This is a genomic window from Flavobacterium pallidum (assembly GCF_003097535.1).
GTDB classification, from domain to species: Bacteria; Bacteroidota; Bacteroidia; order Flavobacteriales; family Flavobacteriaceae; genus Flavobacterium; species Flavobacterium pallidum.
Genome location: NZ_CP029187.1, coordinates 2,472,051 through 2,487,920, shown reverse-complemented (window position 1 = coordinate 2,487,920; position 15,870 = coordinate 2,472,051). Strand labels below are relative to the sequence as shown.

General features: G+C 44.5%; 16 protein-coding genes. 7 read left to right on the top strand and 9 right to left on the bottom strand.

The genetic code is table 11. The features are described 5' to 3' along the window. Positions 1-4 precede the first annotated feature (4 nt). Genes HYN49_RS10220 through HYN49_RS10210 form a run of 3 tightly spaced genes read right to left on the bottom strand, consistent with a single transcriptional unit; the run spans position 5 to position 2,804 of the window. Positions 5-1,081 carry an ABC transporter permease gene (locus HYN49_RS10220; RefSeq protein ID WP_108904022.1) on the bottom strand — a complete coding sequence of 359 codons (1,077 nt, stop codon included), beginning with the start codon at positions 1,079-1,081 and terminating at the stop codon, positions 5-7. A gap of 12 nt (positions 1,082-1,093) precedes the next feature. Beyond that, positions 1,094-2,203 carry a MauE/DoxX family redox-associated membrane protein gene (locus HYN49_RS10215; RefSeq protein WP_108904021.1) on the bottom strand — a complete coding sequence of 370 codons (1,110 nt, stop codon included), beginning with the start codon at positions 2,201-2,203 and terminating at the stop codon, positions 1,094-1,096. A gap of 58 nt (positions 2,204-2,261) precedes the next feature. After that, the gene (locus HYN49_RS10210) at positions 2,262-2,804 is read right to left on the bottom strand and encodes a DUF1599 domain-containing protein (RefSeq protein ID WP_108905031.1); all 543 of its coding nucleotides are present in this window, start codon (positions 2,802-2,804) and stop codon (positions 2,262-2,264) included. An 88-nt stretch (positions 2,805-2,892) separates the two neighbouring features. On the opposite strand from HYN49_RS10210, the gene folP reads away from it, so the two are divergent. Then, positions 2,893-3,720 carry a dihydropteroate synthase gene (folP, locus tag HYN49_RS10205; RefSeq protein WP_108905030.1) on the top strand — a complete coding sequence of 276 codons (828 nt, stop codon included), beginning with the start codon at positions 2,893-2,895 and terminating at the stop codon, positions 3,718-3,720. A gap of 27 nt (positions 3,721-3,747) precedes the next feature. On the opposite strand, the gene rlmH is transcribed toward folP, so the two are convergent. Then, positions 3,748-4,221, bottom strand: a complete 474-nt coding sequence (rlmH, locus tag HYN49_RS10200) for a 23S rRNA (pseudouridine(1915)-N(3))-methyltransferase RlmH (protein ID WP_108904020.1) — start codon at positions 4,219-4,221, stop codon at positions 3,748-3,750. Between the two features lie 63 nt (positions 4,222-4,284). On the opposite strand from rlmH, the gene HYN49_RS10195 reads away from it, so the two are divergent. After that, the gene (locus HYN49_RS10195) at positions 4,285-5,082 is read left to right on the top strand and encodes an ABC transporter substrate-binding protein (RefSeq protein ID WP_108904019.1); all 798 of its coding nucleotides are present in this window, start codon (positions 4,285-4,287) and stop codon (positions 5,080-5,082) included. A gap of 235 nt (positions 5,083-5,317) precedes the next feature. Here HYN49_RS10195 and HYN49_RS10190 read toward each other — a convergent pair whose 3' ends face one another. Beyond that, on the bottom strand, positions 5,318-6,019 hold the full coding sequence (locus HYN49_RS10190; RefSeq protein ID WP_108904018.1) for a DUF4197 domain-containing protein: 702 nt from the start codon (positions 6,017-6,019) through the stop codon (positions 5,318-5,320). A gap of 8 nt (positions 6,020-6,027) precedes the next feature. Beyond that, entirely contained in the window at positions 6,028-6,750 is a 723-nt protein-coding gene (locus HYN49_RS10185; protein ID WP_108904017.1) for a DUF4197 domain-containing protein, read from the bottom strand. Between the two features lie 246 nt (positions 6,751-6,996). Between HYN49_RS10185 and HYN49_RS10180 the strand changes: the two genes are divergently transcribed. Next, on the top strand, positions 6,997-7,518 hold the full coding sequence (locus HYN49_RS10180; protein ID WP_245892160.1) for a L,D-transpeptidase family protein: 522 nt from the start codon (positions 6,997-6,999) through the stop codon (positions 7,516-7,518). A 71-nt stretch (positions 7,519-7,589) separates the two neighbouring features. Here HYN49_RS10180 and glmM read toward each other — a convergent pair whose 3' ends face one another. After that, positions 7,590-8,993: a phosphoglucosamine mutase gene (gene glmM, locus HYN49_RS10175; RefSeq protein ID WP_108904016.1), complete on the bottom strand. Its 1,404-nt coding sequence runs from the start codon at positions 8,991-8,993 to the stop codon at positions 7,590-7,592. A 171-nt stretch (positions 8,994-9,164) separates the two neighbouring features. Here glmM and HYN49_RS10170 point away from each other — a divergent pair, with 171 nt between their 5' ends. The 4 genes from HYN49_RS10170 (at position 9,165) to HYN49_RS10155 (ending at position 13,737) form a co-directional block, all read left to right on the top strand. Next, a complete protein-coding gene (locus tag HYN49_RS10170; RefSeq protein WP_108904015.1) occupies positions 9,165-9,575 on the top strand; it encodes a DUF1801 domain-containing protein in 411 nt (136 codons plus the stop codon). A gap of 50 nt (positions 9,576-9,625) precedes the next feature. Then, a complete protein-coding gene (locus HYN49_RS10165) occupies positions 9,626-10,210 on the top strand; it encodes an acyl carrier protein phosphodiesterase (protein ID WP_108904014.1) in 585 nt (194 codons plus the stop codon). Continuing rightward, complete coding sequence (gene ggt / locus HYN49_RS10160; protein ID WP_181369016.1) at positions 10,210-11,883, top strand: gamma-glutamyltransferase; 1,674 nt, start codon at positions 10,210-10,212, stop codon at positions 11,881-11,883. Before HYN49_RS10165 ends, ggt begins: the two co-directional genes overlap by 1 nt. Positions 11,884-11,952: 69 nt before the next feature. Continuing rightward, positions 11,953-13,737, top strand: a complete 1,785-nt coding sequence (locus HYN49_RS10155; protein ID WP_108904012.1) for a chloride channel protein — start codon at positions 11,953-11,955, stop codon at positions 13,735-13,737. 210 nt (positions 13,738-13,947) lie between these two features. On the opposite strand, the gene HYN49_RS10150 is transcribed toward HYN49_RS10155, so the two are convergent. Beyond that, positions 13,948-14,799 carry a VOC family protein gene (locus HYN49_RS10150; protein ID WP_108904011.1) on the bottom strand — a complete coding sequence of 284 codons (852 nt, stop codon included), beginning with the start codon at positions 14,797-14,799 and terminating at the stop codon, positions 13,948-13,950. Between the two features lie 70 nt (positions 14,800-14,869). Continuing rightward, positions 14,870-15,652, bottom strand: a complete 783-nt coding sequence (locus tag HYN49_RS10145; protein ID WP_108904010.1) for a helix-turn-helix domain-containing protein — start codon at positions 15,650-15,652, stop codon at positions 14,870-14,872. Positions 15,653-15,870: the final 218 nt, after the last annotated feature.

Sequence of the window (15,870 nt, the reverse complement as noted above, 5' to 3'; positions counted from 1 at the left end):
CCAATTACTGCAGCCTGATTTTCGGATCAAGCCACGCATAAACCAGATCGACCAGGATGTTGATGATGACGAAAGTCGCCGCAATTACGATCACTGAACCCATAATCACCGGCAAATCGAGGTTGCTCAAGGCTTCCACGATTTCCTTGCCGAGTCCGTTCCACCCAAAAATAAATTCCACGAAAACCGCACCGGCAAGCATCGATGCAAACCAGCCGGAAATGGCCGTTACGACCGGATTCATTGAGTTTTTCAGTGCATGTTTCCTGATTACCTGCCATTCGCTTAACCCTTTTGCCCTCGCCGTACGGATGTAATCCTGGCTGAAGGTTTCGAGTAATGCATTGCGCATCAACTGGATTACGACACCCAAAGGACGTATGCCGAGCACTACAGCTGGCAAAATGATATTTTTCCATTGGATAAAGGATCCTTCGCCGAAATCATCGACTTCATACAGACTTCCGGTCATATTCAGATTCGTATATTCATGCAATACAAAACCGAAAACCCATGCAAATAATATCGCGCTGAAAAACGACGGAATGCTCATCCCGAGTGTACTGATCAGCGCGATCAGCCTGTCTGTAACCGTATCTTTATAAACAGCGGAAACAATCCCCAGAAGAATCCCGAAAATGACTGCGATGATGATTGCTGCCAAAGCGAGCAGGAAAGTATTGGGCAGGGTATTCCCGATAATTTCCGAGACTTTCTTGCCGCTTTTCTGGAAACTCTCCCGCAGGTACGGTGTTTTCAGTACGAGTTCGTTATTCCCTATTGAAAACAAACGCGCTGCATTGTATTTGCCTTCGCTTAAAAAAGTATAATCATCCGGGAATTTGCTGTGCAATGAAACCGGCGAAAGATCATTCAGGTAATACATATATTGCGTCGAAACCGGTTTATCAAAACCGTATTTCTTGCGTATGATGGCCAATTGTTCCGAATTCTCATTCTGGTCGAGCATCATGCGCGCGGGGTCACCCGGCAAAATGGTGAACAGGAAAAAAATCACGGTCACTACCCCAAAGAGTGTCAGGAGTGCATAACCGGCTTTATGGAGAAAATATCGGATCATCCGGCGTGTGTGCTATTTTTTAGGGAGTTCGGAAAACGGCTTATTAATCAGTTTTTCCAGGTCTTCCGGATTGAATTTATTATCGGTGATTCCCCAATAATATTTGTATTCGTTGCCATTCCAAAGGTATTTTATCCCGGGCGTATCCTTGCCGCTTCCCAACACATTCCAGAACGGAATCACGTCAATGATCTTATACGGGTATTCGGCACCGGCATATTTAAAGAACTCCGGGATCAGATCGGCTTCCTCATTCATAAAAATAATGCGGACGGCAGGGAAATTTTTGTCTTTCCTGCGCAATTCCGTGATTTCCTTCGCAGCATCACGGCAATGGTCACAGCCCGGAACGAGGAAACAAAGTAGTTTTTTACCCTTATCGATGTCCGCAAAATACGATTTATACCCTGATTTATGTGGTGCCGGCTCCATTTGTACCTTTGGGGCGTCCGGTTTTTTAACGGTATCGGTGGCTTTCTCAATCGTCTCAGGCAAATCAACCGTGCCTGTGGTTTCCGGCAATGCCGTACTGTCTGCAGGCGTTTCCGTATCGGTTATGGCAGCAGGCAGTTCGACCGCTTTCGGCTGGATGGGAGCCAGCATAAAAATACCCAGTATCGTTGCAAACAATACCGTCGTCAGTATCCAGAAATTACCGTCTTTTTCATTTTTCGGCAGCAGCATATACAACCATGCCAAAAGTCCAATGGCTACAACATTTTTAATAATAGCTTCAATGGGCGTCATCGGGAGCAGTTCCCCGAAACAGCCACAGTTCCCAATATTTCCGCCGCTGATGAACGTTACGTAGGTCAGGTGCCCAACGAAAACCAGCAACAGCAATGTCGTCACGGGAATAACGAACCTCCTTAAGAAATGCTTCTGCAACAATAAAAATCCCAAAGCCAGTTCAATTCCGATCAGAATCCTTGAAAAATAAGGCGCAAAATTTTCTGAAAATCCCATCGGATACAGCTGTTTCACTTCGAAAGTGGAAATGGCGAAATATGGGGAATCGAACAATTCACTCTTGGAAAGTTTCGCTGCCGCAGAAAGGATGAACAGGAAAGCGATCACGATGCGCAGGCTCCAGGCAATATAGTTTTTAGTATTGGTAGTCATGTTTTTTTAGTTTCCCCAAAAATAAGCCAAACAGTTTTTCCCGTTTGTTAATGAGTTGTTATTTGTGAAAATCCATCAGGATCAGCGCGAAAACGGCATAATTGATCATGTCCTGGTAATTGGCATCAATCCCTTCCGAAACGAGCGTTTTGCCTTTATTGTCCTCAATTTGCTTGACGCGTAAGAGCTTCTGCAAAATCAAATCAGTAAGTGAACTGACACGCATTTCACGCCATGCCTCGCCATAATCATGGTTCTTGGCTTCCATCAATTCTTTGGTGATGCGTATTTTTTCATCATAAAACTGTGTTGCTTTCTCCACATCCAGATCGGGCTGGTCGGCCACGCCTAATTCCAGTTGAATCAGTGCCATCAGCGAATAATTGATGATGCCGATGAACTCACCCGCCTCTCCTTCATCAATCCTGCGCACTTCATTTTCCTGCAGACTGCGGATGCGCTGTGCCTTAATGAAAATCTGGTCGGTAAGCGACGGAAGCCTCAAAATACGCCAGGCGCTACCGTAATCCTTCATTTTATTGATGTACAGCTGGCGGCAGGTTGCAATCACATTGTCATATTCCTGGATGGTGTTACTCATTTCGGTGTATCTTTGTTTTGTAATTTTTCCAAAAGTATGGAAATAAGATTGAAGTACAAAGCCGGTAACGCACATGAAAATCCAACACATGACCATCAATTGCAAAGGAAAACTCATTGACCTGACCGCCACCAAAGTGATGGGGATCCTGAACGTCACGCCAGATTCGTTTTTTGACGGCGGGCGATATGGCTCTGAAAAAGCGCTTTTGGCACAGGCTGGAAAAATGCTTGCAGAAGGGGCTGATTTTATTGATATCGGAGGATATTCAAGTAAGCCCGGCGCCGAATTCGTTTCTGAATCTGAAGAAATCGGAAGGGTAGTTCCTGCGATAACTTCCATCTTACAACATTTTCCGGAAACGCTCCTTTCGATTGATACGTTCCGAAGCAAAGTCGCCAAAGCCGCTGTAGAGGCGGGTGCAGCGATAGTCAATGACATTTCTGCAGGGAATCTAGATCCGGAGATGATGCAAACTGTGGCCAATCTGAAAGTACCTTACATCATGATGCACATGAAAGGCGACCCGAAAACCATGCAGCAACTCGCGCAATATGAAAACATCATCAAAGAGTTGATTTTTTATTTTTCCGAAAAAGTGGCAGAAGCCAGGAGTTTCGGTATCAATGATGTGATTATCGATCCGGGATTTGGTTTTGCAAAAACTTTGGAACAGAACTATGAATTGCTGCAAAAAACGGAATTGTTGCAACTATTGCAATTGCCTTTGCTGATAGGGATTTCCAGGAAATCAATGATATACAAACATCTGGGAATCAAACCTGAAGAATCCCTTAACGGAACAACAGTTTTAAACACAATCGCATTGACAAAAGGCGCAAATATCCTTCGTGTGCATGATGTAAAGGAGGCGGTGGAATGTGTGAAGCTTTTTCAAATGGTATCTAAACCTTAAGTCTTATAATCTTAAAATCCGGCGATCCTATTGGTGATGATAAGGTTCATTCTTCAAAATCGTAAACCCGCGGTACAATTGCTCAATGAAAAACAACCGCACCATCTGGTGTGAGAAAGTCATCAGCGACAACGAAATTTTCCCATTCGCTTTCGCATAAACCGTTTCGGAAAAGCCATAAGGCCCGCCTATTACAAACACCAGCGTTTTTACGCCGGAATTCATTTTCTTCTGCAATTCCTCAGAAAAACCTACGCTAGAAAAGCTTTTTCCGTTTTCGTCCAGTAAAATCAACTGGTCCGTGGCAGTGAGTTTTGAAAGGATCAACTCCCCTTCTTTTTCTTTTTGCTGTGCTTCGGAAAGGTTTTTGACATTCCTGATATCAGGGATGATTTCGAGGTCGAACTTTATGTAAAACGACAAACGTTTCGTGTACTCGTCAATCAATGCCTGTAAACTCTTATTATCCGTTTTCCCGATGGCCAGCAACCTGATATTCATTTCATAAAAATTGGTACTGCAAAGGTGCGAAGTTATTTAGTATTTTTGGCCAAAATTATTCCGATGCCCGAATTTAAGGACCAGCTTGGCCACCATTTCACTTTTGAAAAAGCCCCCGTACGCATTGTGTCATTGGTACCATCACAAACGGAATTGCTTTATGATCTGGGGCTTGAAGACCAACTTGTCGGGATTACGAAATTCTGTGTACATCCATTTCATTTAAAATCAACAAAAAAAATCGTAGGCGGCACCAAGAAAGTCCATGTGGAAAAAATACGCCTGTTACAGCCCGACATCATCATTTGCAACAAGGAAGAAAACACGCTGGAGATTGTGGAATCGCTGCAAGGCATCGCGCCGGTTTGGGTTACGAATATCATCACGATAGAGGACAGCCTGGAAGTGATCCTGCAATTCGGAAACTTATTCAACCGCCGCACGGAAGCCCGGAAATGGATCGATAAGATCCGGTTTGCGAGACAGGATTTTGAAGCTTTCGTTAAAAATATGCCGCAACAGAAAGCCGCTTATTTTATCTGGAAAAATCCATGGATGTCAGCGGGTTGTGATACTTTTATTAATGAGATGATGAAACTGAATCACTTCAGCAATATTTATGAAGACAAAGGCCGTTATCCTGAAGTCATCATTCAGAAAATCCGCATACAGGGCGACCCGGAAATTGTATTTTTATCATCAGAACCCTACCCTTTTAATGAGCAGGACGCTTTTGAGGTCGGAAGATTCACGCACCACGCCAAAGTCATTTTTGTAGATGGGGAAATGTTCTCGTGGTACGGGACCCGGCTGGTGAAAGCATTTTCATATTTCAGGAAACTGCATGAACGGATTTCATAAAACAGCCGCCTTGTAAAATAAAAAGAGCCGGAATAAATCCCGGCTCCTTAAAACTCTAACTAACCAAACCAATATGAGTGCATATTATGATACAAATGTCGTACATTTTTCAGAATCAATATGTTAACACTCTGTTATTTATTTGTTAGTGATAGTGTAAATCTCAGATTGGATTTTCAGATTGTCAGATCTTCAGATCATCGGACATACCTTTCTGATAATCTGAAAATCCATTTTAATCCTGCATTGCAAAAACCTTGCGCAGCAAATCGCTGGTCCTCGCGCTGAGGTTGTTCCTAATGTCTTTCTCCTCCACGGCGATCATTTTGAAAACGCCTTTCATGGCTTCTTTGGTGACATAATCCTTTAGATCCGGGTTGACATCATTGGTAAGCGGCACGGCGTTGTATTTAGTGATGATGTTGGCCCAAACCTTGTCTGCGCCTACTTTTGAAAGAGACGACTGCACTACAGGGCTGAATTTAGCATATAAAGCCGCATTTGTAGCGCCTTCAAGGTAAGCAGTTGCCGCGGTGTCATTGCCTAAAAGAATGTTTTTGGCATCATTGAAAGTGATGTTTTTTACAGCACTGACGAAAATGGGTGTCGCTTCCTTTACAGCACTTTCTGCAGCGCGGTTCAACACTTTCAGTCCTTCGTCGGCGAGGCTTGATAGCCCGATCTTACGAAGCGTGTTATCCACTTTCTGCAATTCCGTCGGAAGTAAAATCTTTACGGCTTCATTTTTAAAGAAACCGTCAGTAGCAGTGAGTTTGGTGACCTGTTTCGTAATACCGTTGTTCAGTGCTTCACGAAGACCGGCCGCGATATCGGGATTGCCCAAACCGCCGATTTGCGGGTATTGGCTGGCTACCTGCTGTAGTTCGGCGCAGGAGGTAAGGGTAAAAATGAAGAGCAATGCTGTAAGTTTTTTCATATTTGTTTTTATTTATTGTCCTGCATCGCAAATACTTTTCGGAGTAAATCCGATGTGCGGGAACCAAGGTTATTACGGATATTCTTCTCTTCAACTGTAATCATTTTGAAAACACCTTCGAGCGCTTTATTGGTCACATAATCGTTAATATCTGGATTGACTTTAGTGACCAGTGGAATGCTGTTGTATTTCTTTATGATCGACGCCCAGATTATATCGGCACCCACTTTGCCGATAGATTGCTTTACCACGGGATTGAATTTCGCATACAAAGGCGTGGTGGTTTCTGACTGAAGGTACAACGTTGCGGCGTTATCATTGCCCATCAGGATGCTTTTAGCATCGTTGATATTGATGTTTTTAATAGCGCTGACAAATATCGGGGTGGCCTCTTTTACAGCGTCTTCAGCGGCGCGGTTCAGGGCGAGTATGCCTTCGTCGGCGAGACTGGCCATGCCCATTTTACGCAACGTTTTATCGACTTTCTGCAATTCTTCGGGCATGAGGATTTTTACTGCTTCATTTTTGTAAAAACCGTCGACGGCGGTGAGTTTCGAAACCTGCTCGGTAACGCCCTTGTTCAAAGCTTCCTTAAGCCCGGCACCGATATCGACTGCGCCGTTTCCTTTGGTCACCGATTCGACCTTATCAGAAGCCTTCTTCAGTATTCCTTTCAATTGTGCATTGCCGACGATGGGGCAAACCAGTAGCAAGAGCAGTATTTTTCTCATAGATTTTTCTTTAGCTTAACAAATATAAAACCGATTACTGCAACTGCATCGTTTAGGCTTAAATTTTAAAAAAACATTATGAGTCACGAAAGTGTAATTCCATTTTTCATAAGTTTATATCCTAAATAAAATGCCATGAAAACAGAATACTGGGATGTGACCGATGAACAGGTCATCGAAACAAATCAGGCATAAGGATGCCAATGAACCGTCCGGATACATTTATTTTGAAATCAAACAAACGAAATGAAATTTGCAAAAATGCTGATGTACGCGCTCATAACGATCACTTGCTGTGCTGCCATCTACTATTTCTGGCCGGAAAAGAAACTTCCTGCCGGCACTGTAATCGACTCGTTAGTGGTCTATAAATCCGAAAGGCAGCTACTCGCCTACTCTGACGGCAATCTCATAAAAACCTACGCAATTTCATTGGGTAAAAATCCTATCGGGCATAAGGTTTTTGAAGGCGACATGAAAACACCCGAAGGGACTTACACCATCAATGCCAAAAATGCAAACAGCGGCTATCATAAGAATTTAGGTGTATCCTATCCCAATGACCTCGACTGTGCCGTCGCGAAAAGGATCGGAAAATCGCCGGGTGGTGATATTAAGATCCACGGCATCAGGAATGGCCGCGGTTATATCGGGAAATTCCATCGCTGGACCGATTGGACCCATGGTTGCATCGCTGTAACGGATGAGGAAATTGATGAGTTGTTTGATGCCGTAGCGATTGGAACTTCGATTGAGATAAAGCCGTGATTTGGTTATTGGATTATCAGATTTTCAGATCTTCAGATTGTCGGATAATCTGAAGATCTGAAAATCCACTTTTAAATCCCAGCAACTTCTTTTATCTCCCCAATAATCCTCAACGCCAGTTCATCGGCCTGCTTTTGCGAAGGCGCTTCGGTATAAATCCTGATGATCGGCTCGGTATTTGATTTGCGCAAATGCACCCATTCTGAGGCGAAATCAATCTTTACGCCGTCAATGGTGGAAATATTTTCATCCGCATATTTATTGGTCATGGCCTCCAGTATGGCATCTACATCGATCTGCGGCGTAAGCTCGATCTTGTTCTTGCTCATGTAGTATTCGGGATATGAAGCGCGTAGCTCGGAAACCTTCATTTTTTTATTCGCCAGGTGGGTCAGGAACAACGCGATGCCCACGATGCTGTCCCGCCCATAGTGCAATTCAGGATAAATAATCCCGCCATTGCCTTCACCGCCGATCACGGCATTGTTCTTTTTCATCAGTTCAACAACATTCACCTCGCCTACTGCGCTGGCCTCATAAGAACCGTTGTGTTTGTTGGTCACATCACGCAGCGCACGCGACGACGACATATTTGAAACCGTATTTCCAGGCGTTTTGCTTAAGACATAATCGGCGACGGCTACAAGCGTATACTCTTCACCGAACATTTCGCCGTCTTCACTGATAAACGCCAGGCGGTCCACGTCAGGATCTACAACAATTCCTAAATCTGCTTTCTCTTTGATGACCAATTCGCAGATGTCGGTTAAATGCTCCTTCAAGGGTTCGGGATTGTGCGGGAAATGTCCGTTGGGTTCGCAATACAATTTTACGACCTCTACACCCATTTGTTCCAGAACCATCGGGACGATTATGCCGCCTGAGGAATTCACGCCGTCAACGACTACCTTGAATTTAGCAGCTTTTACAGCTTCAACATCCACTAAAGGGAGGTTCAGGACTTCATCGATATGAATATCCATATAAGCATCGTTTGAGGTGATTTCACCCAGGTTGTCCACATCTGAAAAATCAAACGCTTCGGCTTCAGCAATTTCTAATATTTTAGCGCCATCGGCACCGCTCAGGAATTCGCCTTTGGCATTGAGCAATTTTAATGCATTCCATTGTTTTGGGTTGTGCGAGGCCGTAAGGATGATACCGCCATCGGCTTCTTCCAACGGTACGGCGACTTCAACGGTTGGCGTGGTGGACAAGCCCAAATCAATGACATCAATGCCCAGGCCGACCAGCGTATTGACGACAAGGTTGTGGATCATAGGACCGGAAATCCTGGCATCGCGGCCAATGACAACTACAAGTTTTTTATTGTCACGTGCGGAAGTATCGATATTATTCTTTAAAAAAGTACCGTATGCCGAAGCAAATTTTACTGCGTCGACCGGCGTCAGGTTATCACCGGCTTTCCCGCCGATGGTACCGCGGATACCTGAAATGGATTTGATAAGTGTCATAAATGGTTTTGTTTGATGCAAATATAATAGTTGCTGGGTTACTGAGTTAGTGAGCGGCTGAGATTTTTGCGTGTGTAAGGGGTGGAATGGAATTTTAAGGCACGTCATCTATTTAACTATATTTGAGAGATCAGGAATTGATTCAAAAAAAACTTCCAGAATCCACATCGAATGAAAACAGAAATCATTGATTATAACAACAGCCAAAATTCAACTGACAAAGCGGTTTGCGACCGGATTGCCTCAATTATCGATGACCATTTAATCGATGCGGAAAGTAAAATCTGGCATGCGCATCCCGTCTGGCTTTTAAACGGGAATCCCATAGTGGGCTACAGCAAACAGAAGGCCGGAATCAGGCTGATGTTCTGGAGCGGTGCCGACTTCGATGAAGAGGGCTTAAATGTCATTGGAAAAAAGTTCAGGGATGCTTCCATTTTTTATTGCAGCCTGTCCGAGATCAATACTGAAGATATAATGCGCTGGCTCAAAAAATCAAGGGAAATCCAATGGGATTATAAAAACATCGTCAAAAGGAAAGGACGTTTGGAAAAATTGGATGCATCGGGATTTACGGAATAGGTTTAGTATATTTACAAAACGAACCAGCTCAGCAACTCAGCCACCAAAAAATGAATTTCCTCGCACACATTTACCTTTCCGGCGATAACGACCTGATGAAGATCGGGAACTTCATGGCAGATGGCATCCGCGGAAAACACTTTGAGGAATTTCCTGAAGGGGTCCGCAAAGGCATTTTACTCCACCGCGAGATCGATACTTATACCGACGCGCATCCGATCTGGAGGGAAAGCACTAAAAAACTGCACGAACGTTACCATCATTATGCGGGCGTGATCGTGGATGTATTTTATGATCATTTCCTGGCCAAAAACTGGAATAAATATTCTACGGAAACACTCGAGGATTTCACCGATGGCTTTTACAAAATACTGATCGCGCATTACGACATCCTGACCGAAAAGACAAAAGCCATGATGCCTTATATGATCCGCCACAACTGGCTGCTCAGTTACCGCACACTGCAAGGCATGGAACGCATCCTGACGCAAATGGACCACCGCACCGGCGACAAATCAAACATGCGGTTTGCCCATCTGGAACTTCGCAGGCATTACGACGCTTTTGAAAAAGAATTCACGGAATATTTCGTCGAACTACAGCATTTTTGTACCGAAAAAAAGAAGTCTTTATGATGCTTAAAAAAATCCTGCCTGCGTTGCTTTTGCTTTTCTGCGTAAGCGCTCCAGCCCAACAACCTTTGGTGACCGATCACGCCATGGTCGTTTCGGCAAGGGAAGAAGCTTCAAAAATAGGGTCAGATATCATGAAAAAAGGCGGCAATGCGTTTGATGCGATGGCGGCAACGGAACTTGCTTTGGCAGTCGCTTATCCCTATGCCGGAAATATCGGCGGCGGCGGATTCATGGTTTACCGAAAAGCAAATGGCGAGACCGGTGCGCTCGATTACCGCGAAAAAGCACCGATGGCAGCGACCAAAAACATGTATCTTGACAATAAAGGAAACGTCGTCCCGAAATTAAGTACAGATGGTGCCATGGCAGTAGGTGTTCCCGGAACGGTAGCGGGCGTTTTTGCAGCACATGAAAGGTTTGGGAAATTGCCGATAAAGGATATTATCGAACCGGTGATCGCTTTGGCAAAAAATGGGGTCATCGTAACCGCGGGGCAGGAAAAGCAATGCAGCACTTACAGGGAAAACATCATTAAAATCAGTGGCAGCGGCACGCTTTTGGCGAAAGCCTGGAAATCCGGTGATACCATTAAATATCCCGCATTGGCAAAGACTTTGGAACGCATATTAAAAAACGGCCGCGATGAGTTTTACAAAGGGGAAACTGCGAAATCCATCGTCGCTTTCATCCAAAAAAGCGGTGGGATTATCACCATGGAAGATTTAGCCAGATATGAAGTAAAGTGGCGAAAACCGGTGACTTTCGATTATAAGAAATTGAAAATCACCTCGATGTCGCCGCCTTCAAGTGGTGGTATTACACTGGCACAAATCATGAAAATGATTTCAGGATTTCCGTTGGCAAAATACGGGCACAACAGTCCTCAGGCGATACAGGTCATTACCGAGGCCGAGCGCCGCGCCTATGCGGACCGCAATTATTTCCTCGGTGACCCTGATTTTACCGTCATTCCGTATGATGAATTGCTCAGCAAAAGCTACCTGAAAAAACGAATGAAATCATTCCATCCCAACAAAGCGACACCATCATCTGAAGTGTCACATGGGCAGATTACGATTTCAGAAAGCAACGAAACCACGCATTATTCGATTGTAGATGGGGAAGGCAATGCCGTGGCGGTCACTACGACACTGAACGGCGCTTTCGGGTCAAAGCTCTATAGTGACGAACTGGGTTTCTTCTTCAACAATGAGATGGACGATTTCAGCGTAAAGCCAGGCGAACCGAATTCCTACGGGCTCATCGGTGCGGAAGCCAACAGCATCGCGCCACAGAAACGCATGCTGAGTTCGATGACACCCACGATCGTGGAAAAGGAAGGAAAATTGTTCATGGTTTTGGGAACACCGGGTGGTTCTACCATCATTACATCCGTATTGCAGACAATCTTAAACGTTTATGAATACCATATGAACATACAGGACGCTGTCAACGCACCGCGGTTCCACCACCAGTGGCTGCCGGATGAGGTGCTTTTTGAACCCGGTAAATTTCCGCAGCAAACCATTGATGAACTCACTGTCGAAGGGTATCATATCAATGAGAAAAGTGCGCCCGTCATCGGCAAAGTGGATGCCATATTGATCAATGCACAAGGCAAACGCGAAGGCGGCGCCGATTATCGCGGCGATGACAAGGCAGTTGGTTATTAATCAAAGAAGCGTTAAATTGTAACCGTGTAAAACAAATACAGCCTACATTTGCGGATCCATAAAAATCAAATGCTCAGAAAATTCCTTTATCGCACAGAAAACCTGTTGGTGTGGGCACGCAATCGGCTTACAGAAAAACAGTTCATTTTCCTGTCGAGCGTATTGGTGGGCATTTCCGTTGCATTTGCGGTGATTTTGCTGAAGTCGTTTGCACACTATGTATATTATTTTGCAACCTACATCAACGGCATCCTGAAACTGAGCTTCATCAACAGTATCCTGCCGATTGTGGGGATATTGCTCACAGTGGTCGTGGTGAAGAAAATCCTCGGCGGCACGATTGAGAAAGGCACTTCGCAGATCCTGTTCGCTGTGGCGAAAAAAGCCGGTATCATTCCGCGGAAGCAAATGTATGCGCAGATTGTTACAAGCTCGCTTACCGTGGGGCTTGGTGGATCGGCCGGATTGGAAAGCCCGATTGTGATTACGGGAGCAGCTTTCGGATCCAATTTTGCACAGCGTTACCGCTTAAGTTACAAAGACAGGACATTGCTGATCGGTTGCGGCGTGGCAGCTGGTATTGCGGCGGCATTCAACGCCCCTATTGCAGGCGTGCTTTTTGCCGTTGAAGTATTGCTGGTCGATGTCAGCATTTCCGCATTTACACCCATTATGATTGCGGCAGCCACGGGTGCTTTGGTATCGGTGATTGTTTTGGATGAAACGATATTGATGTCGTTTAAGCAGCAACAAGTCTTTGACTACCATAACATTCCTTTCTACACAGTACTTGGGCTTTTCACCGGATTTATTGCCGTATATTATTCAAGGAATTTCCAACGTGTGGAGCATTTTTTCAGCCGTTTGAAATTTACGCCTTATAAAAAGGCGTTTGTCGGCGCTACCTTGTTGGCAGTGATTATTTTCATCTTTCCAACGCTGTTCGGCGAAGGGTATGAAAGCATTAAAATCCTGTCTGAAAGTGATCCCGGGCAACTGCTCGAGAATACGCTTTTCGGTGGATTGCGCAACAATAAGTTTGCCTTGCTTGCCTTCGTAGGCATGACGATGATGATGAAGGTTTTCGCTACGGGCATCACTTTAGGCAGCGGCGGAAACGGAGGCAACTTTGCCCCTTCGCTGTTTCTGGGTTCTTATTGCGGATTTTTCTTTTCCTCTTTGCTGAATTTCACGGGATTGACAAAATTGCCGGTAAGCAACTTTACGATGGTAGGCATGGCGGGGATCTTAAGCGGAATTTTCCACGCGCCACTTACCGCGATATTCCTTATTGCAGAAATCACGGGCGGCTACAACCTGATGATTCCACTGATGATCGTATCGTCAATCAGTTTCGCGGTATCGAAACGTTTTGAAAAACATTCGATGGATGTGAAGCACCTGGCCAAAAAAGGACATGTTTTTACCAGCAATAAAGATACCAATATCCTCAATACACTCGAAACCACGCAGATTATCCAGACCGATTACCTTACCGTAACAGAAGATGAAAACCTCGAAAAGCTCGTAGACCTGATATCCCATTCGAACCAGGTGATTTTTGCCGTGACCGATAAGGAAAATAACCTGAAGGGCATTGTGCATTTTAACGATATCCGCGAGATCATCTTCAGTAATTTTAAAGTGAAATACACCCGAATCAGGGAAGTGATGGCACAACCGAGAGAGATCATTTCGCCAAACGATACGATGGAGACCGTGATGAATAAATTTGAAAACAGTAAGATGGCGTTCCTTCCCGTACTTAAGAATGGGAAATATTTCGGGTTTATTTCCAAAGCCCAGGCACTGGAAGCGTATCGTTCGAAATTAAAATCAATGGTTTTTGAATAGTAGCAGTAGCTGAGTAGCTGAGTAGCTGAGTAGCTGAGTAGCTGAGTAGCTGAGTAGCTGAGTAGCTGAGTAGCTGAGTACAAAGTTATTTTATTATTATAATATATACATATGATATATAAAAAACCGGTCGAGTGTCCTGAACCGGTTTTTTTTTGCATTAAACAGACATGGCGACGAGTGAAGCTGCCCATAGAAAAACGGGATTGCCTATCGGACAGTAGCTTCTATAAGCTGTGCGATGTTGAGCTTGCGCATCGACATAAAGGCTTTTGCCGCCTTACCCGCCTTAGCAGGGTCGCTCATGATGGTGCCGAGCATGGTAGGGATGATTTGCCATGAAACGCCAAATTTATCTTTCAGCCACCCACACATGCTTTCCTGCCCGCTTTCGGTGAATTTTTCCCAATAGTAATCGATTTCCTGCTGGGTTTCACAGTAGACTGTAAACGAAACGCCTTCTGAGAATGTAAAATCATGCGCTGCCGTACTTTCCATCAGCATAAATTTCTGTCCGTCCAATGCGATTTGTGCGTGCTTTATTTTTCCTTCCTGCTCAGGTGCTTCGTCCTGTCCGTAGCGCAGGATGCCGTCGATGGTCACATTTTCAAAAACGTCGCTGTAATGTGCGATGGCCTGCCCAGCCTGGCCATATCCTGTTCCGGTAAAAAACAGGCAAGGGGTAATTTTCTGCCCGACGTCGCTGATCTTGCCTAAGGCCAGTTGCCATGACACGCCAAATTTATCGTTGACCCAGCCGTATCTTTCGCCCCACGGATATTTATCCAATGGCATCATGACTGTTCCGCCATTGCTCAAAGCATTCCACGCGTTGTCCAGTTCTTCCGGTGTTGTACAAATGCAATAAAACGAAATCGATGCATTCGGTTGATACATCGGGCCGCCGTCGAGCAGGATCATCTTCTGCCCTGAAATTTCGATTTCGGTGACTATGGGTGATTGTGCCGTAATCTTTGCATCGGCAAAAACCGAATAATACAGTGCAGCCGCTTCTTTCGCCTGGTTGTTATACCATAAACAAGGCGTGATTTGTTTTTTCATGTTGACATTTTTTAAATTATTGAGGCGAAATTAAGGCAGCCAACCCGAACGAAATTGTATAAAACCGACACTACCCTTTTTTTCCTTTGAGTCCATTCTTAACGTAATCATTCGGGGTAATGCTTGTAAACTCCCTGAAAGAACGTATAAAATGACTTTGGTCGGAAAATCCGCTGTCGAAAGCCACATCCGATATTTTATCAAACCGGTTTGCATGCAACTGCCCGAACGACAATTGAAACTGGCAGGCGCGACGGTATTGTGTAGGGGTCACACCAATATATTTCTTAAAGAGCCTTTGCAATGTGCGTTCGTTGATGTTCAGCGTATTTAAGATTTCCGGTAACACTGCTGCATCGGGATTAAGCATCATCGTATCGGTGGCATGGCGGATGATATCGCTGATCTGCTTATTGTTATGGAATTCTGAAATCAGCAGGTTGTCAAATAATGACAGTTTTTCAGAAGGAGATTTCGCATGCATCAATTGCTGTTGGAGTTCATTGTATTTTGAAGCATTCCAATCACTTAAATCAAACGGTATTTCAGATAGTTTATCCGAAGAAATATTAAACAGGCACGCCATTTCAAAGGGCTTAAAGAAATACACAATCGTGGTGGCATTAAGGCCAAGCTTCCAATCTTCCACAGACGGTGATTTTCCAAAAAGCGACCATTGCAACAATCTTTCCTTGCCTTTACCATCCTTTTCTGTACGGCAGACCATCGTGGGCAAACCATTTGTAAAAACAGGCAGGCTGTTCGCATCCGATCCAGAAAAACCTTCCATTACAAGGACGCTATTGACGCATGCTGCAAGTAACAGGTTCGGTTTGTGATAATGGTTTTTCATAGCCTTTTGACTCTAAATAAGCGTTCCCTAAATTAATGCCTGGAACACAAATCCATGGTATATTAGTAAACTTTAACAAATGGTATGGATTTTACGTAATGAAAAAATTCTAAGATTTCGTAGGGACTTCATGATCCCCTTCCCTGAAGGTAAAATACAAATTTTCCGCGACATGCTTTTACGTCAAATACACATCATCTGTTAATTTTTTGAATGCC